Source organism: Paenibacillus sp. FSL H7-0350, from assembly GCF_038593195.1.
In the GTDB taxonomy this organism is placed as follows: domain Bacteria; phylum Bacillota; class Bacilli; order Paenibacillales; family Paenibacillaceae; genus Paenibacillus_AQ.
Map to the genome: position 1 here is coordinate 1,750,966 of NZ_CP151972.1, position 24,050 is coordinate 1,775,015.

General features: G+C 54.1%; 28 protein-coding genes. 1 reads left to right on the forward strand and 27 read right to left on the reverse strand.

All coding sequences use genetic code 11. From position 1 onward, the window contains the following. Positions 1 to 457: 457 nt before the first annotated feature. From NYE24_RS08180 to NYE24_RS08215, 8 genes are all read right to left on the reverse strand, one after another. Entirely contained in the window at positions 458 to 1,258 is an 801-nt protein-coding gene (locus NYE24_RS08180) for a biotin--[acetyl-CoA-carboxylase] ligase (protein ID WP_051493853.1), read from the reverse strand. After that, positions 1,251 to 2,753, reverse strand: coding sequence for a CCA tRNA nucleotidyltransferase (locus tag NYE24_RS08185; protein ID WP_342478460.1), 1,503 nt, complete (start codon positions 2,751 to 2,753; stop codon positions 1,251 to 1,253). The genes NYE24_RS08180 and NYE24_RS08185 overlap by 8 nt, the downstream gene beginning before the upstream one ends. A gap of 10 nt (positions 2,754 to 2,763) precedes the next feature. Further along, positions 2,764 to 3,921, reverse strand: coding sequence for an N-acetyl-alpha-D-glucosaminyl L-malate synthase BshA (bshA, locus tag NYE24_RS08190; RefSeq protein ID WP_036698071.1), 1,158 nt, complete (start codon positions 3,919 to 3,921; stop codon positions 2,764 to 2,766). Between the two features lie 91 nt (positions 3,922 to 4,012). Beyond that, positions 4,013 to 4,717 (reverse strand): bacillithiol biosynthesis deacetylase BshB1, encoded by a 705-nt coding sequence (gene bshB1 / locus NYE24_RS08195; protein ID WP_076156664.1) that lies wholly within the window; start codon positions 4,715 to 4,717, stop codon positions 4,013 to 4,015. Beyond that, positions 4,714 to 5,139: a methylglyoxal synthase gene (gene mgsA, locus NYE24_RS08200; protein WP_036698074.1), complete on the reverse strand. Its 426-nt coding sequence runs from the start codon at positions 5,137 to 5,139 to the stop codon at positions 4,714 to 4,716. Before mgsA ends, bshB1 begins: the two co-directional genes overlap by 4 nt. A 17-nt stretch (positions 5,140 to 5,156) precedes the next feature. Next, positions 5,157 to 5,960, reverse strand: coding sequence for a 4-hydroxy-tetrahydrodipicolinate reductase (gene dapB, locus NYE24_RS08205; RefSeq protein WP_342478461.1), 804 nt, complete (start codon positions 5,958 to 5,960; stop codon positions 5,157 to 5,159). Positions 5,961 to 5,992: 32 nt separating this feature from the next. Beyond that, complete coding sequence (locus NYE24_RS08210) at positions 5,993 to 6,514, reverse strand: tetratricopeptide repeat protein (RefSeq protein WP_036698078.1); 522 nt, start codon at positions 6,512 to 6,514, stop codon at positions 5,993 to 5,995. 59 nt (positions 6,515 to 6,573) lie between these two features. Beyond that, a complete protein-coding gene (locus NYE24_RS08215) occupies positions 6,574 to 6,903 on the reverse strand; it encodes a nucleotide pyrophosphohydrolase (protein WP_036698080.1) in 330 nt (109 codons plus the stop codon). Positions 6,904 to 7,070: 167 nt separating this feature from the next. Between NYE24_RS08215 and NYE24_RS08220 the strand changes: the two genes are divergently transcribed. Next, entirely contained in the window at positions 7,071 to 7,943 is an 873-nt protein-coding gene (locus tag NYE24_RS08220; RefSeq protein WP_036698082.1) for a YitT family protein, read from the forward strand. Positions 7,944 to 8,036: 93 nt separating this feature from the next. Here the strand turns inward: NYE24_RS08220 and NYE24_RS08225 are convergent, their stop codons facing one another. The 19 genes from NYE24_RS08225 to trpD all read right to left on the reverse strand — a co-directional run bounded on the left by NYE24_RS08225 (position 8,037) and on the right by trpD (position 24,003). Next, positions 8,037 to 8,936 carry a sporulation protein YpjB gene (locus tag NYE24_RS08225; protein WP_076156659.1) on the reverse strand — a complete coding sequence of 300 codons (900 nt, stop codon included), beginning with the start codon at positions 8,934 to 8,936 and terminating at the stop codon, positions 8,037 to 8,039. 55 nt (positions 8,937 to 8,991) lie between these two features. Then, positions 8,992 to 9,639 carry a DUF1405 domain-containing protein gene (locus NYE24_RS08230; RefSeq protein WP_342478462.1) on the reverse strand — a complete coding sequence of 216 codons (648 nt, stop codon included), beginning with the start codon at positions 9,637 to 9,639 and terminating at the stop codon, positions 8,992 to 8,994. A gap of 121 nt (positions 9,640 to 9,760) precedes the next feature. Continuing rightward, positions 9,761 to 10,633: a menaquinol-cytochrome c reductase cytochrome b/c subunit gene (locus NYE24_RS08235; protein ID WP_036698083.1), complete on the reverse strand. Its 873-nt coding sequence runs from the start codon at positions 10,631 to 10,633 to the stop codon at positions 9,761 to 9,763. 23 nt (positions 10,634 to 10,656) lie between these two features. After that, a complete protein-coding gene (locus tag NYE24_RS08240) occupies positions 10,657 to 11,328 on the reverse strand; it encodes a cytochrome b6 (protein WP_036698729.1) in 672 nt (223 codons plus the stop codon). 5 nt (positions 11,329 to 11,333) lie between these two features. After that, entirely contained in the window at positions 11,334 to 11,888 is a 555-nt protein-coding gene (locus NYE24_RS08245; protein WP_036698085.1) for a ubiquinol-cytochrome c reductase iron-sulfur subunit, read from the reverse strand. Between the two features lie 221 nt (positions 11,889 to 12,109). Then, positions 12,110 to 12,535 carry a DUF2487 family protein gene (locus tag NYE24_RS08250; RefSeq protein WP_036698088.1) on the reverse strand — a complete coding sequence of 142 codons (426 nt, stop codon included), beginning with the start codon at positions 12,533 to 12,535 and terminating at the stop codon, positions 12,110 to 12,112. 121 nt (positions 12,536 to 12,656) lie between these two features. Then, on the reverse strand, positions 12,657 to 12,836 hold the full coding sequence (locus NYE24_RS08255; protein WP_036698090.1) for an IDEAL domain-containing protein: 180 nt from the start codon (positions 12,834 to 12,836) through the stop codon (positions 12,657 to 12,659). A gap of 18 nt (positions 12,837 to 12,854) precedes the next feature. Then, positions 12,855 to 13,361 (reverse strand): gamma carbonic anhydrase family protein, encoded by a 507-nt coding sequence (locus NYE24_RS08260; RefSeq protein WP_076156645.1) that lies wholly within the window; start codon positions 13,359 to 13,361, stop codon positions 12,855 to 12,857. 11 nt (positions 13,362 to 13,372) lie between these two features. Beyond that, entirely contained in the window at positions 13,373 to 14,461 is a 1,089-nt protein-coding gene (locus NYE24_RS08265) for a hypothetical protein (RefSeq protein ID WP_342478463.1), read from the reverse strand. An 89-nt stretch (positions 14,462 to 14,550) separates the two neighbouring features. Continuing rightward, on the reverse strand, positions 14,551 to 15,138 hold the full coding sequence (locus NYE24_RS08270; RefSeq protein ID WP_076156638.1) for a histidine phosphatase family protein: 588 nt from the start codon (positions 15,136 to 15,138) through the stop codon (positions 14,551 to 14,553). 218 nt (positions 15,139 to 15,356) lie between these two features. After that, entirely contained in the window at positions 15,357 to 15,800 is a 444-nt protein-coding gene (locus NYE24_RS08275; RefSeq protein WP_051493856.1) for a hypothetical protein, read from the reverse strand. A 152-nt stretch (positions 15,801 to 15,952) separates the two neighbouring features. Continuing rightward, the gene (locus NYE24_RS08280) at positions 15,953 to 16,540 is read right to left on the reverse strand and encodes a sigma-70 family RNA polymerase sigma factor (RefSeq protein ID WP_036698105.1); all 588 of its coding nucleotides are present in this window, start codon (positions 16,538 to 16,540) and stop codon (positions 15,953 to 15,955) included. Positions 16,541 to 17,178: 638 nt separating this feature from the next. Then, entirely contained in the window at positions 17,179 to 18,273 is a 1,095-nt protein-coding gene (locus NYE24_RS08285) for a prephenate dehydrogenase (protein ID WP_036698108.1), read from the reverse strand. A gap of 58 nt (positions 18,274 to 18,331) precedes the next feature. Continuing rightward, positions 18,332 to 19,429 carry a histidinol-phosphate transaminase gene (gene hisC / locus NYE24_RS08290; protein ID WP_342478464.1) on the reverse strand — a complete coding sequence of 366 codons (1,098 nt, stop codon included), beginning with the start codon at positions 19,427 to 19,429 and terminating at the stop codon, positions 18,332 to 18,334. A 23-nt stretch (positions 19,430 to 19,452) separates the two neighbouring features. Continuing rightward, on the reverse strand, positions 19,453 to 20,277 hold the full coding sequence (gene trpA, locus NYE24_RS08295) for a tryptophan synthase subunit alpha (RefSeq protein ID WP_036698114.1): 825 nt from the start codon (positions 20,275 to 20,277) through the stop codon (positions 19,453 to 19,455). Next, positions 20,274 to 21,473 (reverse strand): tryptophan synthase subunit beta, encoded by a 1,200-nt coding sequence (trpB, locus tag NYE24_RS08300; RefSeq protein ID WP_036698117.1) that lies wholly within the window; start codon positions 21,471 to 21,473, stop codon positions 20,274 to 20,276. The genes trpA and trpB overlap by 4 nt, the downstream gene beginning before the upstream one ends. Beyond that, the gene (locus tag NYE24_RS08305) at positions 21,470 to 22,150 is read right to left on the reverse strand and encodes a phosphoribosylanthranilate isomerase (RefSeq protein WP_036698119.1); all 681 of its coding nucleotides are present in this window, start codon (positions 22,148 to 22,150) and stop codon (positions 21,470 to 21,472) included. The genes trpB and NYE24_RS08305 overlap by 4 nt, the downstream gene beginning before the upstream one ends. After that, a complete protein-coding gene (trpC, locus tag NYE24_RS08310) occupies positions 22,143 to 22,973 on the reverse strand; it encodes an indole-3-glycerol phosphate synthase TrpC (protein WP_342479215.1) in 831 nt (276 codons plus the stop codon). The genes NYE24_RS08305 and trpC overlap by 8 nt, the downstream gene beginning before the upstream one ends. Then, a complete protein-coding gene (gene trpD / locus NYE24_RS08315; RefSeq protein WP_036698122.1) occupies positions 22,963 to 24,003 on the reverse strand; it encodes an anthranilate phosphoribosyltransferase in 1,041 nt (346 codons plus the stop codon). Before trpD ends, trpC begins: the two co-directional genes overlap by 11 nt. Positions 24,004 to 24,050: the final 47 nt, after the last annotated feature.

Here is a 24,050-nt window from a genome sequence, read left to right on the forward strand (position 1 = left end):
AAAAAACACAAAAATAAACACCTCAAGTGGAAACGGCTTAGCCGTTCTTTTAAAGGACGGTACCGTTTCGGCGAGAAATAGAAGGCTGCATTCGCAGCTAAAAACAGAGATTCAGGGGTTCGTGTAATGAAACCCTTTCACCCCAAAAAATCTAACGGACTGAAGAGACCTTATTCCCACGATAACGCCCCTTTTGCAGCGTAACGGACTCAGGAGATCTTATCATCTTTGTGCGAGACGTTTTGGAGCTGAATTGCAGGGGATAAGGTCCTTGCGGTCCGTTAACCGCCCAAGTGACGACTTTCTTTATGCATAAGAGCACCTCAGTCCGTTATGCTAAGCCAAACGCCCTAAAGAACAACCCCCGCTTGGAAAAGATGTGATGTGAATTGAAGGAGAACTGTTTCTGCTCCACTAATTTAAATCTGATGAGGTACTAGTTAAATCTGATGCTCTTCTAAATCATTTCAATTTCGCCGGACAGTACGCTCACTACCTCACCGGATTCGTTACGCAGCAGCAGCCCGCCGTTGTCGTTCAGTCCGACAGCAGTGGCCTCGGTGCGGCCCTGGGGAGTGTTCAAGCTTACCTGACGGCCCAGTGTTACCGACATCGACTCCCACAGCTCCTTCACGGGCTGGAAGCCTTGCTCCAGATAGACATGATATAAATATTCGAGTTCCGCAAGCACAGCTTCCGCAAGCCTCGTGCGGTCTACAGGAATGCCGCCGCCTTCGATCAGCAGCGATGTACCAATCCCGCGCAGCTCCTCCGGGTAATCTTCTCCGGTCAGATTGGCAGCGATGCCGATACCTGCGATACAGTAATGCAGCCCGCCTTCCCGAAGTGAGGATTCCAGCAGAATTCCGCAGATTTTGCGGCCGCCGGCCAGCAGGTCATTCGGCCACTTGATGCCGGCAGGCACCCCGGTAACCTCACGGATCGCTGTGCAGACAGCCACTCCGGCCAGCAGCGTCAGCTGCGGAGTCACGGCCAGCGGCAGATCCGGACGCAGCACCAGGCTCATCCAGATTCCTTTGCCGTGAGGGGAATGCCATTTGCGGCCCATCCGCCCGCGCCCGCCGGTCTGCGCTTCGGCCATGACCGTTGTTCCTTCCGGGGCGCCGCCCTCGGCAAGTTTTTTGGCTTCCTCCTGTGTCGAACCGACTGTATCCAGCCGCTGAATTCCCTTGGACCAGCCGGGAACGAACGCCTCCCGCTTCAGCACGCCGGAACGCTGCGCATGACCGCTATTCATCGCTATCCATCCTTTGCGCTGCTTGCAGCAGTAATTGGGTGTCATTAGCAAGGTCGCCTGCCGCGACAGCCAGAAGAAGCTGGTGCAGCAATACGCCCAGCCAAGGGCCGGGACGCTTCTCCAGCGCCGCTGTCACCTCATGGCCGCTCACCGCCAGCTCAGCGAGCGTGCGGACCTTTATCTCTGCGGTCCAGGACCGCAGGAGGCTGGTGGTGACAGGGGGGATGGAGCTTGCCATTGTAGGCGCTTCAGGGACGGCTGCCGATGTGGCAGGTGCGGCAGCGTATGCAACAGGCACATCCTCCGCTGTGGAGGGTTCGACTGTGGCAGGGACGTCATCCGACGTGGCGGGTGCGTCAGCGAGAAAGTCATGGACATCTGCCGACGTGCCTCGCGCAATTGCGGCTGTGGCCGGGCTGCGCGCCCCTGCGCCAACAGCGGGCGCGGCGTCAGCCCCCGCCGCCTCAAGCAGCGTCAGCCACCCTTCGGCGGCTGACTGGCCATGGCCCAGCACGGCGGCGATCCACCGCCGCCGCAGCAACTCCCCGGCGCCGGAAGCCTCCGGCCGCGCCGAGGACAACGCCGCGTCCCAAGCTTCGCGGACGCGGAGCACGGCGACGACGCCAGTGCGCGTCGCCCCCGGGAACGTCCATGCCCGCAGGAGCTCATCGGCGGAAGCCGCCGATGATCCCAGGGCATGCAGCAGGAGCGCCCAGCGCAGGCGGGCGCTCTCCAGGTTCCCGAGACCGGCAAGGCAGGCGGCGGCAGCCGCCAGGTCACGGCCGGTCCAAGGGAACGGCGCTTTGCCGCGCGGCAGCAGGCCGCTGCGCAGCAGGAGCCCCAGCCCGCGCTGCGGGTGCGGGCCTTCCAAGATGCGCTCCACCTCGGCGCGCACCCGCTCCACAGCAATATGCGCCAGCTTGTCACGCTGGCGCAGCAGACCGCGCCAGGTATTCTTCGCGATCGCGAAATCCAGCACAGAAGCAAAACGTACGCAGCGCAGCATCCGCAGCGCATCCTCCTCGAAGCGTTCCTCCGCTTCGCCTACACAACGGATCACGCGGAGCTTGAGATCACGCTCCCCCCCGAAAGGGTCAATCCGCCCGCCGTCGAGACCGCAGCAGATAGCGTTGATCGTGAAGTCACGGCGGCGGAGATCGTCCCGCACATCCCTGACGAATACAACATGCTCCGGACGGCGGTGATCGGCATAGCCGCTCTCCGTCCGGTAGGTCGTAACCTCTAAGCTGTAGCCCTCCTGCAGCACAGTGATCGTGCCATGCGCCAGTCCGGTAGGAACACAGCGCGGAAACAGGGCCATCACCTCCTCCGGCAGTGCGGAGGTAGTGATGTCTATATCATGCACCGGACGGCCCAGCAGCTCATCGCGCAGGCAGCCGCCGACGAAATAAGCTTCATGGCCGCCTGCCGCTAGGCCTGCAATAACAGTCCCGGCGGCTTCAGCCATGCCGGGTGGTGCCATTCTCCATTCCATATCGTACTCCTTACCCCAGGATCGGGTCTAATCCGGATACCTTGCGCCCGAGCACACGGTAATAAATATCTTCATATTGATTGGTGATCATATCTCTGCTGAAATCATTGCAGGACCGCTCCAGGCAGGCGCGCCGGAAGCTCTCAGCCATCGCCTCATCCGAGAGAAGCCGGACGGCATATTCTGCCATCGATTCCGTATCGCCGACCGGTGCAAGGAATCCGGTCTTGCCATGCTGAATCAGCTCCGGAATTCCCCCGGCCTGCGAGCCAATGGTCGGAACGCCGCAAGCCATCGCTTCCAGAGCGACCAGCCCGAAGCTCTCCTTCTCAGAAGGCAGCAGAAGCAGGTCCGCCAGAGAGATCACCTGGGCAATCTCATCCTGCTTACCCAGGAAGCGGACATGATCGTCGAGACCCATCTCGCTGATCTTGGCTTGAATCTTAGGCAGGTCAGGGCCTTCGCCAACCAGCAGCAGCTTGGAAGGCACCTGCCGGTTCACCTTGGCGAACACATCCACCACATCACTTACCCGCTTGACCGGGCGGAAATTGCTGATATGCATAAGAATCTTCTCATCCGGGGCTGCGAAGTCGCCGCGCAGATCCGTTACATCCCGGGGATAATAGACACGCTTATCCACGAAATTATAAGTCAGATCAATTTCACGCGTGATATCAAGCGCCTTGCGGGTCTCCTTGATCAGATCACGGGAGACTGCGGTTACCGCATCGCTCTCGTTAATGCCCAGCCGGATCAGATCCTTCAGGGATTCATCCTGGCCCAGCACTGTAATATCCGTGCCGTGCAGCGTGGTAACCACTTTGATATCATTGCCAAGGATCTGCTTGGCCAGATAAGCACATACCGCATGCGGGACCGCATAATGGACATGAAACAGATCCAGATTCTGCATTTTGGCTACCTGCGCCATCTTGGTTGCCAGCGCCAGATCGTATGGCGGATAGCGGAATACATAATAATCGTTAACCTCTACCTCATGGTAAAAGATGTTTTTCTGAAATGTTCCCAGCCGAAACGGGATGCTGTGGGTAATAAAGTGAACCTCATGGCCTTTTTCAGCCAATAGCTTGCCCAGTTCAGTTGCCACCACACCCGAGCCGCCAAGAGAAGGATAACAAGTGATGCCTATCTTTAGCCGCTCCATAGCTCCGCCCCTTCATTTAACTTAGCTCTATTACTTCAAGTAACGATATGAATTAATTATAGTTGTTTTCCGGGCTTTGTCGAGTTGCGCCTTATCCGCGTGCAGCGCTGAACAGATCTACAGTATACGGAACCTTACCAGCGAACCCTTCGGCATAAGGAATGAGCCTGCGCTGGCCGAGCAGCATATCTCTTGAACGGACGCGCTCGATATACCCTTCCGTCAATGGCGTTGCAACGGCATCTTCACCCGGAGCGAGTCCGAACTGGGAACGGTAGCAGGACAATGCCTGCTCCTTCAGCGGATACTGCGCAGTCACATCGACAATCAGATCCGTCCGCCCGAGATCATTAATGAAGTAGAAATATAACTCAGGCTCCGGAATGGCAGGCTTGTCCGGCATATATTTGCGCAGCTTGGCATTAAAAACCGCTTCCTCCACCAGCTTACTGCAGGCAATATGATCGGGATGGCGGTCTTCCCAGTAAGGAGCAAATACGATGGACGGAGCATAACGGCGGATTTCCGCTGTTACAGCCGCCAAATGGCCCTCTGTCATATACAGGCCACGGTCAGGCAGCCCCAGATTCGTTCGCACCGCCGCGCCCAGCACTACGGCAGCCTGCTGTGCCTCCTGTTCCCGAAGCTCCACCGTTCCGTTCGAAGACATCTCTGCCCGGGTCAGATCGCACATTCCCACCTTGAAGCCGGAGGCAGTATGCTTGGCAATCGTACCTGCCATGCCGATCTCGGCATCATCCGCATGCGCACCGAATACCAGGATGTCAAGCTTCATGACTCGTCCACACCCGGCTTATATTTATGTACCAGCTCACGCCAGCCGAAATCTCCCCGGTCAATAGCCTTCACCAGGATTTCTGCTGTAGCAATATTCGTGGCAACTGGAATCCCGTACACATCACACAGCCGGAGCAGCGCCGTAATATCCGGTTCATGCGGCTGGGCCATCAGCGGATCCCGCAGGAAAATAATCAAATCCAGCTCATCCGTAGCGACCATCGAGCCGATCTGCTGGTCGCCGCCAAGCGGCCCGGACATGTACCGGTGAATGGAGAGCTTGGTCACTTCCATGATGCGCTGGCCCGTAGTTCCGGTGGAGAATAATTTATGCCCTTCGAAGACATGCTCATAAGCGGTTACGAAATTAACTATTTCATCTTTTTTGCGGTCATGTGCGATAAAAGCAATTTTCAACATTCTGTTTCTCTCCCCGTCTATTCTATAAAATGCTCAAAACCATAAATCATGCCGGTATAGCCCATCACCTTTTGAATCCCGAGCTTGACTCCAGGCATATAACCCGCACGCTCATAGGAGTCATGACGGATCTTCAGCGACTGTCCGAACCCGCCAAACACAACCTCCTCCTGGGCAAAAACACCCGGAAGACGCACACTGTGAATACGGAAGCCGTTATAATACCCGCCGCGCGAGCCTTCAATAGTCTCTTCTTCCTCCGGATGTCCCTGGCGGAGCTCCTGCCGCGCCTCAGAGATCATCTCTGCCGTCTTAATCGCTGTTCCTGAAGGAGCATCCAGCTTCTGGTCTCCGTGATATTCGATAATTTCGAGATGAGGGAAATACTTGGCGGCCTGGGCAGCGAATTTCATCAGCAGGATCGCACCGATGGAGAAGTTAGGCGCAATTAATCCGCCGATTCCCTGCTCCTGGCATTGCTTGTCCAGCCCGGCGATCTGCTCCGGCGTGAAGCCGGTGGTACCGATAACCGGACGGACGCCGTACTTGACCGCCAGTGCAGTATTGCTATATGCCGACTGTGGAATGGTAAAATCTACCATCACATCAGCCTCTGTATCTGCAAGCGCAGTCTCCAGATCCGAAGTCACAAGTACACCGCAATCCTCAAGGCCAACCAGCCGTCCCGCATCTCTGCCATGTGCAGAGCGGTCAACCGCTGCTGCCAGCTCGAGTTCATCATCCTGCAATACCAGCTTCACAACCTCTTTGCCCATTCTGCCTCCGGCTCCGGAAACAACAATCCTGATCTTGTCACTCAAATGAATTCTCCCCGCTTTCCCTGGCTCTGTTATTATTGTATATAGTGTTGCAGCGATTTCTGCAGATCCTTCATCAGCAGACGCAGTCCGCTGTCATCCGGGTGCAGCGACATGACTTCTTTCAATACTGCAATCGCCTGCAGATGTTCATTCATCCGGCTGTGCGCAATCGCCAGCCATACATAAGCATCCCCGTAGAGAGGGTCAAGCGATACAGCTTCCTTCAGCAGTGTAATCGGATGGTACGGATTCACACTGTCCGCTGCTTCATCCTCCAGCAGCCGCTTCGCTTCCTGTACAAGCTTAAGGGCCTGCAGATGCTGAAGATGCAGCTGATAGTCCGGTTTGGTCCCATCCAGCCTGCGTGCGGCTATAGCATGTTCAAGTGCTTTATCCAGCATGCCACTGCGGGCATAGGTAATAGAGCAGCGGTATCTGACTTCTGCATCATCAGGACTAGCAGCAATGGCCGCCTCGAACAAGATGATGGCCTCAGCAAAGTCACTGCGCAGTATCGAGCGGTAGGCCGCTTTTACATAATCATTATGATCCATATCCTCACCATCCTTACGGCTAAATCCCGTTCGTTTGGTACAGCATATGTAGCATAGGCCTAATCGGTGTTTTTGGGTGTCCAGCGCCCGGCATCACGCGTATTGAATTTATGCATAACCTTATTATGTGCCTCAGTTAAATCTATACCGAGTGAATTGGCGAAGCAAACGGTAATGAAGAGAATGTCGCCCAGCTCCAGCTCAATCGAATTATCAGCTTCATCCGCTTTTTTCGGCTTCTCGCCGAATTGATGGTTCACTTCGCGCGCCAGCTCTCCGACTTCCTCGGACATCCGGGCCAGCATCGACAGCGGACTGAAGTAGCCTTCTTTAAACTGTGAGATATAGGCATCCACCTCACGCTGAATGTCACCAAGACTTTTATCCATAAATTTCCCTTTCACCCCCGTGTATTCTTGCCTTCTGTTTGCCCCTATGTTATCGTAAAGACGTTTTGAAGACAAATCTTTTTTGCAATGACGCCTGGAGCTTACGTGCTCTCCGGGGGGATCATTACATATAAATTGCCCATTTAGAGGCGTAGGCGAGGGATGTTATGAGTTCAACCGTTAAAATCAGCACAGTCAGCAAAACAGTGGCCCCCATCATGCTGGGCACGGCCATATACGCATTCGGACTACTGTATTTCATTATTCCCAACCAGCTGATGGAGGGCGGAGTTACCGGGATTACCATCCTGCTCAATTACGCCTTTAACATCCCGATCTTCTTAACCACACTGCTGCTGAACCTCCCGCTCTTTCTGCTCGGCTGGAGGGTGCTCGGGGCGAATCAGATCGTCTATACGGGACTAGGCATCGGCGCCCTGTCTTTTTTCCTCTGGTTATTTGAGCGGATGATCAAGGCAGGGTGGATTGTGACGTTCAGTACCGAGCATGATTTTATTCTTGCTTCATTATATGCAGGGGTTACCCTGGGTCTGGGTCTGGGGATTGTCTTCCGCTTCGGGGGCACCACCGGGGGTGTAGATATTGTTGCACGGATACTCGGACGCAAGTTCGGCTGGAGTATGGGTCAGATTATTCTGGCCGTAGATATCATCATTATCGGGGCTTCCCTGCTCTACATTCCCCGCGAAAAAATACTATACACTCTCGTGGCAGTCTTCATCGCCTCACGTGTAATTGATTTCATTCAGGAGGGGGCCTACGCCGCCAAAGCCTTCACCATTATCAGCGACGAGGCTCCGCAGATTGCCGAGCTGATCACCGCAGAGCTGGAACGCGGCGTGACGCTGATCCCGGCAATCGGCGCCTATTCTAAGCAGGCCAAGCACATGGTCTACTGTGTGGTCTCCAGACAGGAGATCCGCCGGCTCAGCCTGCTGGTGAAGTCTGTGGACCCTAAAGCCTTCGTAATAATCAGTGACGTTCATGATGTTCATGGCGAAGGCTTCCGGGAGACCTGATCTACACACACATAAGGGCGGCCCCCCGCAAGCAGGCAATAGCTGCTAGTGGAGTCCGCCCTCTTTTGTATCCTCTGTTACCTCAGCTTAACGCTACACGGTCTTCAAATCCCGCTTTTGGCCGCGGTACTTACGATAAGCCGTATACACCAGCACCGTAAAGATGAACGCGCCTGCCAGCAGAGCCCAGCCCCCGTATTGCTGCGGAGCCAGCGGCAGCGACAGAACCGGCTCGTTCCGCTCCTTGCCGAACATTACTCTTGCTGCATCCTGCCCATAGGATACAATCTCGAGCAGGCGGGCCCGTTCCACTGGCTGCTCCGAACCTGCCACCCCTCCTGCGTAAGACAGCCAGGAATCAAAGGCGTTCACCGCTTCAGCAGGCCGGGAGATGATGACCGCAGGCCGGATATTCGCATACCGGCTCTGAAGTCTTGCCAGCGCCGCTGTCCAGCGCTTCATGTCATTCGCGGCGGCGCTTTGCTCCATATCGTTCAGATCCTCACGGACCAGCTTATAATACTGCAGCCACATGGGCTGGCGGGGATGATTCAGGCTGTTAGCGGCAAGCCGCAGCTTCGCCGCAGCCGCTTCCCATCTCTCCGGGGACGGCTGGGCCGCAGCCAGTGCCGACTTCATATCCAGGATCACAGATGATAGAGCATTGACCCCCTCTACTGAGGTCATCCCTTCAAAGGATGAAGAGATGAAGATCTGTGAAATCTCCTCTGCTTCCTGGCGGGCCTTCAGCACATCGCCTTCAAGCACATAGCCGTACAGAGCTTCCGCCGACTGCTCCAGCCGCTGCGCTCCGCTTCTGGCCGTAAGCGCAGCGGGATCACTGGGTACACTTGCGGCTGCTTCTATGTAAGCTGTACTTCCCTGGTCTGCAGCGGCATCCCCTGCTTCAGCCTGAACGCGGCCTCCGCTAATACCGGCGAGCAGCCAGCACAGCAGGATTCCTGACATTATGAATACTTTTCTGCGCGGCATAAGACATCCCTCCCACCTTAATGTATGGCGGAAGGACAAGAGTTAGAACGGAGGCTCAGCGCTTCACGGCAGTTCTGTGCGGAAGTGCCGGACGCCTTGTCCGGCCGCAGAACAGCCAGGCAGCGGCCGTACTGAACAGCGTAAGCCCCATGGTGGAGTACTGAACAACGATAAGATCATCATCAAGCACTGAGGGCAGCCATGGATACACGCCTTGTGAATAATCCACTATATCATTAGCGAACGTCCACGCAAGCGCCACTGGCAGCATCCTCCGGAAGGTGAAGAACCGGGCATAGATCAGGGCTTCCACAGCCATTCCGGTATGGGAGATCATCAGCATCCAGTCCTTCCAGGTAATGGAATCCCCCTGATAACCACCGGCCACAATGATACTGACCGCCCATATCCCGTACTTCACCGATGTTAACACAGCCAACGCTTCAATCAGCTCACGCACCAGCGTTCCTGTAAGCCCTCTTGGCGGATAGAGCAACAGCAGCAGTGCAGCTGTGAAGAACAGACTAGCCGTAGGGCTGTCGGGAACGAACGGCAGCAGCCAGAGCGGATCAGTCTGCGCTGTGAACGTGAGCTGATTGCCATACCACATATATCCGTAGACCGTCCCCAGCAGATTCACGATAAACAGCAGCCATATTATTCTTCGGTCCCTAAATAACTTCTCAAACCAATGACCCGGCATACGAACAACTTCCCCCCGACTGTAGCAGCTTCATTTCATTACAAGACTGATCTCATTACAACACTCATGACATAACAAAAACCTGAGCGCATATACGATCAGGTCCTGCGTTACTGTTATTTTACTGTCCGCTTTTTTGTTTGGCAAGCCAGCCGGCCAGCTCATCGATATCCTGCTCGGTCAGTCCTGCCCCCATAGCTGTCTCAACCATTGGCGGCATCTGGCCCTTACCTTCTTTTATAATAGCAAGGATCGCCGCCTGATCATGCTTATCGCCTACACCGCGAAGTGAGGGACCATTCGCTCCCTTTAGCTCTGCCGCATGGCAGGAGATGCAGGTAGCCTTCTTATAGAGCTCCATGGCCGGATCATCCTTGTCCACAATGGCAATAGCTTTCGGTTTGACGGCACTTGTGGTTGGCAAGCCCGCGGCCTTGTTCTCGGCGGCCTTTTCTTCGCGCTGAACATCCTCTGGAATCTGGCCGGTTTCAGCCATCTCATGCTTGTATTCTGTCCAGGCTGTGTTGGTTAAATAGACGATTGCAGCGAGGGACAGGAACATCAGCGAGGATGCAATCGGTCTGCGGTAGAACCGCCGCTCCGGGCCGGTATCCAGGAAAGGAGCCAATAGCAGGGCCCCGAAGGCCACGCCTGTCACGCCCAGCGTTCCGAGCACGATATAATCACCTGAAGCATAAGGAAGCTTCAAATACTGATAGAGGAACAGGAAATACCAGTCGGGAATCGGAATAACCGATGCTGCCGGATTGGCAGGGAACCCGAGCGGAGCCGGCTCCGAGATGGTCAGAACCAGAATTCCCACTAGCACCACTACGCCAACCATCCATTCCTTGAGCAGAAAGTTAGGGATAAAGGCTTCCGATTTGCCCGGATACGCCGTATAATCCGGCGGGGTAATGAATCCGTTTCCTCTGCGGACCCGGGAATCCCCGACGAATACCACCTTCTCTTTGGAGTCGTCTCCGTGTGCCATGACCGTGCCTCCTATACGTTATTTTATAGCGGACCGGATATGCCTTGTCTGCGGATCATAATGAAGTGCCCGACAAGCAGTATAAGCAGAACCGCCGGGAGGAAGAATACATGTAAGGCGAAGAACCGAGTCAGCGTCTCGGCGCCGGCAATATTGCCGCCCTGCATCAGCTCCTTGAGCACCGGCCCCATGAACGGAACCGAATTGGCGATCTCCAGCGTAACCTTGGTGGCGAAGTACGCCTTATTGTCCCACGGAAGCAGGTAACCGGTCAGTCCCAGTCCCAGCATGACGAAGAAAATCAGCATCCCCACTACCCAGTTCATCTCGCGCGGAGCCTTATACGAACCGGTGAAGAACACACGCATCGTATGAAGGAACATCATGACAATGACGAGGCTCGCGCCCCAGTGGTGCATGCCGCGGACGATTTTACCGAAGGCGACCTTGGTCTGCAGATATTCCACACTGGCGTAGGCATTAATGATATCCGGGACATAATACATGGTCAGAAACATTCCAGAGAGTATCTGTATTACAGTGATGAAGAACGTTAGTCCGCCGAAGCAGTATACAAAGGCTGAAAAGTGGTGTGCGGGATTGACATGCTCGGGGACCTCGTGGTCGGCAACATCTCTCCAGATCGGTGTAATATCCAGACGTTCGTCAATCCAGTTATATACGTTTTTGAACACGCCGTTCACGCCTCCTTCGCCGAAACAGTATTAGGGACGATTTCACCGAGATATACCCAGCCTCCGTCAATCTTGGTGGTGTATTGGTCCAGCGGCTTGGCAGCCACCGCCAGTTGCCGGCCCTGCTTCGTATAGCGGGCGCCATGGCAAGGGCAATGATATTCATCTGGAAACGCCTTGTCATTATTCCAGCCTACCGTGCAGCCCAGATGCTTGCAGATGGGTGAAAGCGCATAAATATCTCCGTTCGCGTCTTTACGAATCCACGCCGTAAGCATCGCTGTACTGGCATACCATCCGTCCTGCTGCGGAAGCTCGAAAGTGAACTCCTGGGGCTCCTCTGTAATTTTGGACGCTTCCGCTACCTTGATGAATTCTCCCTCGCCTTTTTTCTGCAGAATCGGATCTACAGCAAACCGGACCATCGGCAAAAGAACTCCGGCACCCATAAAGGCGGTAGCCCCTCCTAGCGTATAGGTCAAAAACTGTCTGCGTGACATCTCGTTTCGGCTGGGCGGTTCTTGCGGAAGTGACTCTTCTTCTTCATTAAGGCTGCTCATACTGTATGTAACCCCCTTTTCAAAATGTGAGAAGGCACCTGCAGAGTTGTTGCATAGGTATTTTAGGTAAAAAATCCGTTTTCAATGAAAAATATCACAGTTCATATAAGTTCATCCTAATCATAGCTTAGGGTCCAAAACCCGTCAAGAATATTGTCTAAATTGTGACAGGCGTTTCCGGTGCTTTTTTAGTAAATTGTTGATTTTCCGTCACATTTAACTCATTTCCCATTCTGCCATAAGGCCTGGATTTCACTACGTACATAAGCGCTTACCGAGGCTCTGGAATCAGACATTATCTCAGGCAGGCAAAGGAGTAAATCGCTTTCAAAAACATCCTCCTTACGCAGCCCTGCATTAGCAGACATCACGATTACGTACTGGAAGCCGCTGGATTTGACTTTTCGGCAAAGTTCATTCACAATAGCTGTCATTCCGGTCCCTGCATACTGTACCGCCGGATAAGTCACGACCCGCCCCTTGTACGGTTGTTCGGCCAATTCCAGGAAATCACGCTGCCGTTCAAGTAACGTGGCGGTCTCAGGCGGATTCTCCGTACCCTGAAGTCCGCTATACGGAATGATGCAGGTATCATAATATTGACCGTCAATCTCCCAGGCTCTTCTGTCAAAATCACTGAATTTCATAGATTCGCCCCCTCTAGCCGCATCCCGCAGCATGCATTGTTACTTTAAAAGCATCATAAACAAGTGTATACGGCTTGGCAATCCCTATTACAGAAAAAAAGAAATGCGCCAGGCGCATTTCCTATGCCAAACTTTTCAGTTCTTCAGTCAGATTCCGGAAAGCCGCCTCATCACCAGCAGCCAGCGCCGTGTCGATCTTCCGGTACAACATGTCGGTACGACGCTTTCTTAACGCTTCATCCCACACCATTTCCGCGGCCAGCCCCAGCATCACTTCATAAGTAGCCTTCATTTTGTCCATTCGATACACCTCCGCTGTTTAAGAAATTCCGTATTCCAATGCTTTTTTTACATAGCTTTCACTTGTGCGTGCCATCCTCAGCAGATCCTGCTCAGTCAATTCACGGACCACTTTGGCCGGTGTGCCCAAGGAGAGCGTGTACGGAGGAATGATTTTGTTCTCGGTTACAATGGAGCCGGCTCCTACTAAAGCATATTCACCAATCTCTGCTCCGTTCAGTACAATTGCACCCATTCCGATTAATGTGCCCTTGCCTATCCGGCAGCCGTGGATGATTGCTGAATGCCCGACCGAGATGTCATCCTCCAGCACCAGCGGCAATCCTTCCGCCACATGGCCGACCACGCCGTCCTGGATATTGCAGCGCTCCCCGATAATCACCGGTGCCAGGTCACCGCGAAGTACGGCGTTGAACCAGACACTGGATTGTTTGCTTATTCTTACATCGCCAACGAGCTTTGCGCCTTCCGCCACATATACTGATTCGTCAAGCTGCGGTATGTAACTCCCATAGGCAATCCGCATCTCTCTCCCCCTTACCTGAGCAGATGCTTCGGCACTGCCGCCTCACATCCCCAGGGTGTCATCATGACCACTGTTCCTGCGGGTTCCTCACCAAGCTTAAGCATGCCCAGATGCAGCATCATCCGCAAGATGCGCTGTTCGAGAATGGAAGCGGCGTCATCGTAATAAAAGGGCTTGATCAGCCAGCCGATCCCTTCTGACAGCGAGGCTGTGGTCACCCATCTGCCGGCACTTAGACTGATCCAGTAGACCAGCGAAGGCAAATTGGGAATAGCCCCTTTATACAGTCTTAACCAAAAGGAGAATAACTGCATCAGCTTCTCGGATTTTCCCTCCGCCAGAAAGTACTCGCCTGCGGCTGTAAGCTGAAGCCTGTAGCCTTCCTCAGAGATAAAGCGGCGGTGGCGGGCATAATCATACAGCAGGGCAAATCTGGGCGGATAATGCTCACAAGCCCTGCCGTAGCCGAACCTCCAGCCACCCTTGCCGAGCAAGGGCTCCGCAATCTGCAGCGCGTTCATCACTCCCTGCTGATTGCGCTTATAGAGCGCGCCTTCCTGGTTCAGCTCAGGCTCATTCTCCTTCACATACCGCAGGAACAGCAGCAGATCTCCGGCCAGCAAATCCCCCTCCCCCCTATACACCGCCGGCTCCGGGACAGGAACAATTCGCTGCTGCAAATACTGGCCCATCTGCTCACGGAAGCGCTTCTTCAGATCCAGCGGGACCTGGAACAGATACCGGCTCTGCTGGGAGGCTCCGCTGAATAGCCAGCCGCTGTTCTTAAGCCGGCTGACCAGCTCGCGGTAGTCACCGCTTTTGCCGGGCGGGACATCGAAGGAAGCCTGCCTGGCGGCAGCCAGCAGATCCTCCAGGCTGAAGTGACTGCGTTCATCGAAGAGCAGGCTGTTCAGCAAACGCAGCTCTCCCGAGGAACTCCCCTTAATATGAGACTCCATGAACTCCCGGCTGCCCAAGGTGATCAATATACTCTGAATCAAATCATGTTTGGAATTCCGTTTGCACTCACACTGATAGCGTCCCGCAATGGCGGTCAGCTGACCAATGTCTGCATAAGTGAGCATATCCGCCAGATTCATCTCTCATCGCCTCACTGTTTTACTACCATTATGGGAAATACAGCCCTTTTTATTCCTTTTGCGCAAAAAAAATAACCCGAAGGGTCGGGTTAATGCTGTTTTTGTAATATATGACGGGTACAGTTGTACACTAAAGGATTCCATTCCTGCTCGTTCTTCTCCAGAATCGTGAGTGAGAGATTGCCGAGCCGTTCCGAATATTTGTCTTTGTAAAGCGCGGTGTAGAGCTGCGCAAGGAATCCTCCATGGGAGATGACCAGAACATTCTTACCCGGGAAGCGGGCCGTAATATCCTCCAGGAATGCAAGACCCCGGACCTGAAGTGCCTCATCGCTCTCCTGCCCCAAAGACAGCAGCTTCCAATCCTTGCCCCATTTGGCTTCACGGGCTTCAGCTGTCATGCCCTCCACCTGGCCGTAGGCACGCTCACGGATACGGTCATCCGGCTCAAGCAGAGGAATACCCAGCTTGGCCGCTACGATCTTGCCGGTCTCTGCTGCACGCGACAAGCTGCTGGTAATACAATAGTCCCAGTGGTAAGGCTCACGCAGCAGCCGGTCACCCAGCATCTCAGCCTGCAGCCTGCCTTCATCATTCAGCGGAATATCACTTTGTCCCTGAATTTTACCTACCGCATTCCAATCCGTCAGCCCATGGCGTATTAAGCCGATCAGCATCGCCTATCACCGTTCCCTTCCCTTTGATGTTTGCTTAATAATGTAACACGAATGAAAACAAATGTCTTCTTTTTTAACACAAGTGGAAACGGCATTGCCGTCCTTTTAAAGGATGGTACCATTTCAGCGAGAAATAGAAGGATAATTTATAGTGTGCAACATATAAATTCTTATATTCAAATCAAAAACCCTCTTCTCCATACTCGGGAAGGGGGTTCTCATTGTCTGCGGTACCGGTTCAGACGGACCAGCAGGAATATGGATAATCCGACGCCCAGCGTCGACAATACCATCCAGTACTGCGGATGTGCAGGGCCCATATTGGCCACCAGCGGCTCAATGATCCCGCCCTCAGACTCCACCGGATATGAAGAAGACCAGTCCAGCGTTAAGCCTGCCACACCTGTCTCAACGATTCCGCTCTGTGCCGCCGTCGTATTCGAGGGAGTCTTGAACACGGTGAAATATAAGAAGCTGGAGATAAACACCGCTAAGAAACAGGCAATCCAGAGGGTTAAGCGATGCCGGAATACGGCCGAACTCCCCGCAGACTTCCCGTCACCGGGCATAAGCCAGGGGCTCTCCAGATAGATCCGCTCCATTACCTTACTGTTAATCGCTTCTGCCCGCTCGTCGCTGACATCAAATCTTGTATCCTGCATAAGCTCACTGGTCTCCTGCCACAGCGCCCATTCAGCACTGCAGTAGGAGCAGGTTGCGATATGTCTCTCAAGTCTAATCCGCCTGGGATCTGTGGGGGGAGCGTCCCACAATTGTGGAATGGAATCCTGCGCTTCCCTGCAATTCATAGGCCTTACACCCTCTCAGCCTGCTCTTCAACTTCAGGCTCATAGAAATAGGATTCGAGCTGCAGCTTCACACTGCTCCTTGCCCGGAACAGCAGTGACTTCACTGAGCTAACGCTCTGATCCAAAATCACGGCAATTTCCTGGTAATCCATCTGATCATATTCACGCAGAATCAGCGCGGAACGCTGTTTCTCCGGGAGATTGTTAATTGCTTCGCGGACGAGTTCCATCCGTTCCTTGCGTAATGCTGCCTGTTCCGGGGCAACATCAAGCGGTGCCACAGGCGTATATCCGCTCTCTTCGAGCGATACATTCCCGGCACGGTTCTTACGAAGTTCACTCAGCACTGTATTGCGGGCAATCGTGTACAGCCATGTGGAGAACGAAGCATCCACTTCCCTGAAGGAATGAAGACTCCGGAAGGCTTTGTAGAAGGTCTCTGAACAGAGGTCTTCGGCAATCAGCTCCATATGGGAGTTCTTCAGCATGTGGTACACAAACGCCAATATCTTGCGTTGATATCGTCGCATGAGTTCCGAGTATAATTCTGTATCGCCTTGCTTGATTAGCTGGATCAACTGGGAATCCGTCATGGTGAGTCGGCCCTCCTCGCCCTTGCACGTGTAATCCCGTCCGGTCCGTATCTACTTATACCGGGCAGGTAACAAAAAGTTGCGGCATTCCTTCAAATTTGCAGCACAAAAATCCAATCTTCCTATGTATATTCAACTTACCGTTATTTAAGGCTTCCAACCTTCAATTCATTTTCTAGACAGAAGAATGGCAGCATTCTCCCTAAAGGACAACACAGCCCGTCACCACTTGTTCAGCAAGCGGTTACCTATACTTGGAAGGAATCTATAAACATACTTAACCCAGTATAGCACAGTTTCTAACAGGAGGAAATTAATAGACTTTGAGAGAAGCACAGACAGACCGATGAAAGCGGTCTTTTTTTTCTTTGAATAAAGTGTTGACAAAATGTAAACGGATACATATAATAAAAGTACAGTATGGTTTCTCTCCACTCCTATCCAAACACTACACGGTTCCAAGAAATTGTGAACTGTAACCGCTTATTATGTAAGCGGTCTTTTTTTTGTCCATTTTTACGAACATTTGGGTATTTACTGAGCGCTTGTTTGTTGCGGGAGCCGGGGCATCCTCTGATAGCAGTTGGATTTCCTCCATTTATAAATAAGAGCCGGAGCATCCGGCCCCGGCCCTACTTTTACATATATACGGTATAATCATTCTCCTGCAGCAAAATTCTGGCCCGCTCCATATCGTTCTCCTGGCGGAAGGACAAGCGCATGATCCCGGGAACATCCTCGCGGCTCTCAATAATCTGCACATTGCTAAGGTTGATGCCCTGGTCGCCCAGCTCCGTAGCAATGCGGCCGATAATGCCGGGATGATCGGGTACATCAATATGCAGATCGAACAGCGGAGTGATCATTCCCTTGCGCCGCTCAGGAAGCTGGCTGCGAAATTGATTCGCCTCCTGGAAGGCCGACTCGATCCCTGCACCATCCCCGCTCTCCAGCAGATGAATGAATGAGGACACTTCATCGTTCCAATCCTTCAGCAGCCGCAGCATCACAGAGCGGTTATTCAGCAGAATATCGCGCCAGATGATCGGATCGCTCGAAGCAATGCGGGTAATATCACGGAAGCCCCCCGCAGCAAGTGTGCTGTACAAGGAATCCGAATGGTCATATGCATGAATCTGATTCACTAGGGCTACCGCAATAATATGCGGCAGATGGCTGATCGCTCCAACAATCTCATCGTGGCGCTCTGGATCAAGCCGGACAATCTGGGCTCTCGTATGTAGCAGGAGCGACTCCAGAGCCTGGTATGCCTCTTCAGGTACGCCTGGCGGGGGCGTGAGCACGTAGTACGCATTCTCGAACAGTAAGGAGGAGGCTGCCTCTACGCCTGAACGCTCTGATCCGGCCATGGGATGGCCTCCAATGAAATGTACACCGGGAATATCCAGTGTAAGGGCACACGCGGCGATGCTGGCCTTGGTGCTGCCGACATCTGTAATGATGCAGCCCGGCTTCAGCGGCAACCTGCTTAACCGCTGAAGATAGTCCTCAAGCATTCCAACCGGCACACACAGAAAAATATAATCCGCATCCAGTGCTGCTTCTTCAAGTGATAATGTTGCTTGATCAACCACACCTCTGCTCACATATTTAGTCGCAGATTCAGGCCGGTGGGCATGGCCTACAACGGTCAGACCCTCCTTGCCTTTGAAGCAAAGGGCCAGTGAGCCGCCGATCAGGCCGACACCGAAAATTGCTATTTTTGTCGTCATGTTCTTAGTACTACCTGCCTTCTGTGGTATCGTCAATCCAGCTTCTGAGCCCTCACGGTTATGCGCGAACTTCCTGCTCCTTCAGCGCTTGCTCCAGGGCAGCTACGAAGGCTGTGTTCTGCTCGGCGGAGCCGATGGTCACCCGCAGGTAGGTCGGATACCGGTGGAAGCCTGTTCTGACGATGATTCCTTGGCGCAGCAACGTATCGAAGACTTCACTAGCAGGCTTGCGTACATCCACCATAATGAAGTTGCCGTGAGCCGGGAACGACGTAAGCCCGAGACGCGCGAATTCCGCCTCAAGCTGCACAATCCCTGCACTGTTAAGCGCACGGCACTGCTGCACATATTCCTGATCGGAAAGTGCTGCCACTGCTGCCACCTGAGCCAGGCGGGTCGTATTGAACGGCTCACGCACCTGATTAATCAGAGAAATCACCTGCTGGCTGGCTACACCATAGCCGATACGGAGCGCAGCAAGACCATAGATCTTGGAGAAGGTACGAAGGACTACCAAATTAGGATATTTGTCGATCAGTTTAATGCCGTCGGTGTAGCTGAGATCGGTCACATATTCGTAATAGGCCTCATCCAGAACTACCATAACGCCAGCAGGTACTGCATCCAGGAACGAAATCAGAGCATCCTCGGGCACAATGGTACCGGTCGGATTGTTCGGATTGCAGATCCAGACGATCTTGGTCCGGTCAGTAATCTTCGCCAGCATCGCATCCAGATCATGCGTTCCGTCCTTAAGCGGGACTTCTGTGGTTACTGCCCCTTCTATATCGGCATTGCTCTTATATACAGAGAAGGTCTGATCGGCCATAATCGTCTCGTCACCGGGCAGGAAGAAGGCACGGGCAATCAGAGCAATAATCTCATCCGATCCGCATCCAAAAATAATACGGTCACCCGCCACGCCCAGATGCTTAGCCAGCGCTGCCGTCAGCTCAGCGGCAGAGCCGTCCGGGTATAAAAAGAGGTTATCCAGCTCCGCTACAATAGCGGCCTTTGCACTTGGTGCAGCCCCGTAAGGGTTCTCATTGGATGCCAGCTTAATGACTTCGCTTAAGCCCAGCTCTTTCTTGACTTCTTCAATTGGTTTCCCGGGCTTGTAGACAGGAAGGTCAACAATATTCGGTTTTGGATTCATGGGTGATCCTCGCTCTCCAAAAGTTAATTAGGTCTTAATTGTGCCACAAATTCACGAATTTGCAACAGTCCGGCGCTTCTCGTCTGAGGCTGGGACAGCAGGGGAATAACCTCCTCGACCTTGCGGACAATGGCGCTACCCACTACTACACCATCACAGATCTTGGCAAAACGGGATACCTGCTCTCCAGTAGAAATTCCGAATCCTACAGCGACCGGCAGGTCCGTAGACCGGCGGACGGACGCAATGAACTCATCTACTCCGCTGTGGAAGCTTGAGCGTTCCCCGGTTACACCGAGCGAGGATACGCAATAGACAAAGCCGCTTGCGCCGGATACGATCCGGGCAATCCGTTCGCTGGAGGTCGGGGCCACGAGCGGAATGAGATTCACTCCGGCGGCACGGCTGCGTGCACGCATATCTTCTGATTCCTCAACCGGCAGGTCTGGAATAATCAGCCCGCTGATCTCATGGGTATTCAGCTCCGCAAAAAACGTATCCAGCCCCATCTGCAGCACCGGATTATAATACGTGAACAGGATGAACGGCAGCCCGCTGCCTGCCTGCCTTGCTTTCAGCGCCGTCTCCATACAGGTGCGCAGATGAACCTTGCTGCGCAGCGCTCTTGCGGACGCACGCTGGATTACCGGACCGTCGGCAAGCGGATCGGAGTAAGGAACACCAAGCTCCAGAATATCCGCTCCGGCTGCCTCCAACTCAGCGATAATATCCAGTGTAGTCTCGAGATCAGGATCGCCTACGGTAAGGAACGGAATTAGGGCAGTACGGCCTTCCGCCTTCAATCGGTTAAACGTCAGGTCCATCCGGTTTGTCGTCTCAGTTGTCATTGCTGCTCCGCCCCTTCCGTATAAGCCATAATGGATTCGACATCTTTGTCGCCGCGTCCCGACAGGCAGATCACCACAATATCTTCCTTGGTCAGCGTCTTGCCGAGCTTCACCACATGGGCAATGGCATGAGCCGACTCCAAGGCGGGAATAATACCTTCCGTCACGCAGAGCAGCTTGAGCGCATCCAGCGCTTCCGCATCGGTCACCGGTACATACTGGGCACGTTGAATGTCCTTGAGATAGGAATGCTCAGGCCCCACGCCCGGATAATCGAGTCCGGCCGATATGGAATGGGCCTCGATGACCTGTCCATGCTCATCCTGCAGCAGATAGCTCATCGAGCCCTGGAACACGCCATGGCTTCCCTTGCTCATGGTTGCTGCATGGAACGGAGTGTCTACGCCTTTACCGGCAGCTTCAACACCAATCATCGCCACCTGCTCATCCTCCATGAACGGATAGAACATACCGATGGCATTGCTGCCTCCGCCTACTGCGGCAACCAGCAGATCCGGCAAACGCCCTTCGGCCTCGAGAATCTGGCGGCGGGTCTCATCCCCGATAATCCGCTGGAAGTTGCGGACCATCATCGGATACGGATGGGGGCCTACCGCAGAGCCAAGCACGTAGAACGTATCTTCCACATTGCTCACCCAGTAGCGGAGCGCCTCATTCCCGGCATCCTTCAGCGTTCTGGAGCCGGAGGTCACCGGAATAACCTCTGCCCCGAGCAGCTTCATCCGGAAGACATTCAGCGCCTGGCGGCGGGTATCCTCTTCGCCCATGAACACCTTACATTCCATACCGAGCAAGGCGGCTACCGTAGCTGTAGCTACTCCGTGCTGGCCTGCGCCGGTTTCGGCAATCACCTTGGTTTTACCCATCATTTTGGCCAGGATGCCTTGTCCGATAGCGTTGTTGATCTTGTGGGCGCCTGTATGATTGAGGTCCTCCCGCTTCAGATAGATCTTGGCCTCGCCAAGCTGTTTACTTAGCCGCTCTGCATAATATAGCGGGGTTTCGCGCCCCGAATATTGCTTGAGCAGATAATCTATTTCCTCCTGAAAGGACGGGTCTGCCGAGAATTTATGGTAAGCCTCTTCCAGCTCAATCAGTGCAGTCATCAAGGTCTCAGGAACGAAGCGGCCTCCAAAAGAACCAAAACGTCCATTTTTGTCCGGTACTTGTATCATGATTGCTTCACCCTTTCTACGAAAGCTGTCATTTTGGCAATGTCCTTACTGCCGTTACTCTCTACTCCGCTGGAGACATCCACGCCATAAGGGGCGTAGCCGTCCAACAGCTCGTTCACATTGTCCGGATGCAAGCCTCCGGCTATAAATAAAGGCAGCGCATGCTTCGCCGCCGCTTGCTGGTATAAGGGGATCTGCTCCCAATCAAATGTACGGCCCGTTCCGCCGCTGTCCTGCGGATCATAGGTATCCAGCAGCAGTGCATCAATGATGCCCGCATAGCTGTCCAGCAGAGGTTGAATCTCATCCCCTGTATCAGTATTACGTCCGGCAACCGAAAGAGCCTTCCAGACCTTAACCTGGGGAAAAGCCGCCTTGACCTCCGCGCAGAACTGCGGACTCTCTTGTCCATGAAGCTGCACAACATCCAGCCGTACCGTTTGAAGCAGCTCTGCCAGCTCAGAAAGGCCGGGGTTAACGAATACGCCCACCGGTCGGGGCACAGGCTCAGACTTCCAGTTGCCCAGCTCTGCAATCAGCTCCGCAGCCACACCCGCGGTAACCCTTCGGCGGCTGGGTGCAAATACCAGGCCTATATAATCGAGCGGCAAACTATTCATAGATTTTAGCACTTCAACGCCCTGAAGTCCACAGATTTTTACGAGAGGTTCAGTCACGCTGCACACGATCCTTCCCGGCAGGAAGCGGACCGAGCAGCTGATAGACTGCCTGCTCTACATCCGGCTGGCGCATAAGGTATTCTCCGACCAGCACACCGGTTGCCCGTGTCTTGCGGAGATACGCAATATCCTCCGGCCCGGTAATCCCGCTCTCGCTGATTACGGGAAGACCAGCGGGTAGAAGGGCTGCCAGCTCCTCCGTAGCGGAGAGCGACGTTTCGAACGTCTTGAGATTCCGGTTATTGATGCCCAGCAGAACCCCGGGATGTTCGGCCTTACCTGTAGACAACACCGTCTCCAGTTCGCTGCGGTCATGGACCTCAATCAGGATATCGAGCCCAAGCGCGGCAGCAGAGTCAGTGAACGCGGCGAGCTGCTGCGGGGTCAGAATGGCCGCAATCAGCAGAATGGCATCTGCTCCAAGCAGGCGGGCCTCATAGATCTGCTTTTCATCGATAATGAAGTCCTTACGTAGTAGCGGAAGCTTCACCGCCTCTCTTACTTGCTGGAGATACACGCCGCTGCCCTGAAAATAATCCTTGTCCGTCAGCACGGACAGACAATCGGCCCCTCCCGCTACATAACCCCGGGCAATCGTCACCGGATCAAAATCGGCCCGGATCAGCCCCTTGGACGGCGAGGCCTTCTTCACTTCGGCGATCAGCCCCATCTCCCGGTTCCGGCGTTCAGTCAGGGCACTGCGGAAGCCTCTGGTAGCAGGCAAACCTGCAATGGAGCGCTCCGCCGCAGCGAGCGAGAATTGCACGCTTAACGCTTCTACCTCTTTTACCTTCGTGGCAACAATCCGGTCAAGATACATAATCAAGCTCCTTTGTCATCGCTTTTAACTGTTCCAGCTTGCTCAGGGCCGCCCCTGAATCCACAACCTCTCTGGCACGGTCCACGCCTTCCTTAAGTGTATCCGCTAGACCGGCGACATAGATGCAAGCTCCGGCATTCGCGAGTACGATATCACGGTACGGATTGATATTACCCTCCAGCACTGTAGTGATAATCGCCGCATTCTCTGCGGCATCACCGCCCATGACATCCTCCAGCGGATGCTGGCTGAGGCCAAGCTCCTGCGGTGTAATTACGTAGGTGCTGACTACGCCCTGCTTCAGCTCGGAGACCTGAGTCGGTGCCGAGATGCTGATCTCATCCAGGCCGTCCAGGCTGCTGACAATCATCGCCCGCTTGGAGCCGAGCTCACCCAGGACCTTGGCAACCGTCTCTGTCTTGTTACGGTCGTAGATGCCCATCAGCTGCCGGTCTGCTCCGGCCGGATTGGTCAGCGGGCCCAGCATATTGAAGACCGTCCGCACACCCAGCTCACGGCGGGGAGCAGCGGCATGCTTCATGGACGGATGATAGATTTGTGCGAACAGGAAGCAGATGCCGATACTATCCAGACATTGCCGCGCCTGCTCCGCATTCAGATGAATATTAACACCAAGCGCCTCCAGCACATCTGCACTGCCCGCTCTGCCGGATGCCGAACGGTTGCCATGCTTCGCCACTCTTACAGAAGCAGCGGAAGAGATGATTGCCGAAGCTGTGGAGATATTGAATTTATGAATGCCGGAGCCGCCCGTGCCGCAGGTATCCAGCAGTTGGCTCCGCTCTGTAAGCACCTGTGTGCCGAAACCGCGCATCGCCTCTGCGAAGCCGGTGATTTCTTCAACGGTCTCCCCTTTGATCCGCAGCGCGGTCAGCAGCGACCCGATCTGCGCTGGTGAAGCTGCACCTTCCATAATCGTGCCCATAATCTCCCGGGCCTGCGTACGGGTAAGATCCTTACCCTCGATTAAACCGGCAATTCCTGATTGTAGTAACTGGCTTGCGTCCATAGTGGATGTCCTCCTAAAAGTTTTAAGTTTTATGGAGCATTCTCTGC

What these genes read in the sequence shown, in the direction of transcription:
- NYE24_RS08180 (WP_051493853.1), bottom strand. Translation starts at nt 1,258, where the DNA reads ATGAATAGCGGTCATGCGCAGCGTTCCGGCGTGCTGAAGCGGGAGGCG.
- NYE24_RS08185 (WP_342478460.1), bottom strand. Translation starts at nt 2,753, where the DNA reads ATGGAATGGAGAATGGCACCACCCGGCATGGCTGAAGCCGCCGGGACT.
- bshA (WP_036698071.1), bottom strand. Translation starts at nt 3,921, where the DNA reads ATGGAGCGGCTAAAGATAGGCATCACTTGTTATCCTTCTCTTGGCGGC.
- bshB1 (WP_076156664.1), bottom strand. Translation starts at nt 4,717, where the DNA reads ATGAAGCTTGACATCCTGGTATTCGGTGCGCATGCGGATGATGCCGAG.
- mgsA (WP_036698074.1), bottom strand. Translation starts at nt 5,139, where the DNA reads ATGTTGAAAATTGCTTTTATCGCACATGACCGCAAAAAAGATGAAATA.
- NYE24_RS08210 (WP_036698078.1), bottom strand. Translation starts at nt 6,514, where the DNA reads ATGGATCATAATGATTATGTAAAAGCGGCCTACCGCTCGATACTGCGC.
- NYE24_RS08215 (WP_036698080.1), bottom strand. Translation starts at nt 6,903, where the DNA reads ATGGATAAAAGTCTTGGTGACATTCAGCGTGAGGTGGATGCCTATATC.
- NYE24_RS08220 (WP_036698082.1), top strand. Translation starts at nt 7,071, where the DNA reads ATGAGTTCAACCGTTAAAATCAGCACAGTCAGCAAAACAGTGGCCCCC.
- NYE24_RS08225 (WP_076156659.1), bottom strand. Translation starts at nt 8,936, where the DNA reads ATGCCGCGCAGAAAAGTATTCATAATGTCAGGAATCCTGCTGTGCTGG.
- NYE24_RS08230 (WP_342478462.1), bottom strand. Translation starts at nt 9,639, where the DNA reads ATGCCGGGTCATTGGTTTGAGAAGTTATTTAGGGACCGAAGAATAATA.
- NYE24_RS08235 (WP_036698083.1), bottom strand. Translation starts at nt 10,633, where the DNA reads ATGGCACACGGAGACGACTCCAAAGAGAAGGTGGTATTCGTCGGGGAT.
- NYE24_RS08245 (WP_036698085.1), bottom strand. Translation starts at nt 11,888, where the DNA reads ATGAGCAGCCTTAATGAAGAAGAAGAGTCACTTCCGCAAGAACCGCCC.
- NYE24_RS08250 (WP_036698088.1), bottom strand. Translation starts at nt 12,535, where the DNA reads ATGAAATTCAGTGATTTTGACAGAAGAGCCTGGGAGATTGACGGTCAA.
- NYE24_RS08255 (WP_036698090.1), bottom strand. Translation starts at nt 12,836, where the DNA reads ATGGACAAAATGAAGGCTACTTATGAAGTGATGCTGGGGCTGGCCGCG.
- NYE24_RS08260 (WP_076156645.1), bottom strand. Translation starts at nt 13,361, where the DNA reads ATGCGGATTGCCTATGGGAGTTACATACCGCAGCTTGACGAATCAGTA.
- NYE24_RS08265 (WP_342478463.1), bottom strand. Translation starts at nt 14,461, where the DNA reads ATGAATCTGGCGGATATGCTCACTTATGCAGACATTGGTCAGCTGACC.
- NYE24_RS08270 (WP_076156638.1), bottom strand. Translation starts at nt 15,138, where the DNA reads ATGCTGATCGGCTTAATACGCCATGGGCTGACGGATTGGAATGCGGTA.
- NYE24_RS08275 (WP_051493856.1), bottom strand. Translation starts at nt 15,800, where the DNA reads ATGCAGGATACAAGATTTGATGTCAGCGACGAGCGGGCAGAAGCGATT.
- NYE24_RS08280 (WP_036698105.1), bottom strand. Translation starts at nt 16,540, where the DNA reads ATGACGGATTCCCAGTTGATCCAGCTAATCAAGCAAGGCGATACAGAA.
- NYE24_RS08285 (WP_036698108.1), bottom strand. Translation starts at nt 18,273, where the DNA reads ATGACGACAAAAATAGCAATTTTCGGTGTCGGCCTGATCGGCGGCTCA.
- hisC (WP_342478464.1), bottom strand. Translation starts at nt 19,429, where the DNA reads ATGAATCCAAAACCGAATATTGTTGACCTTCCTGTCTACAAGCCCGGG.
- trpA (WP_036698114.1), bottom strand. Translation starts at nt 20,277, where the DNA reads ATGACAACTGAGACGACAAACCGGATGGACCTGACGTTTAACCGATTG.
- trpB (WP_036698117.1), bottom strand. Translation starts at nt 21,473, where the DNA reads ATGATACAAGTACCGGACAAAAATGGACGTTTTGGTTCTTTTGGAGGC.
- trpC (WP_342479215.1), bottom strand. Translation starts at nt 22,973, where the DNA reads ATGTATCTTGACCGGATTGTTGCCACGAAGGTAAAAGAGGTAGAAGCG.
- trpD (WP_036698122.1), bottom strand. Translation starts at nt 24,003, where the DNA reads ATGGACGCAAGCCAGTTACTACAATCAGGAATTGCCGGTTTAATCGAG.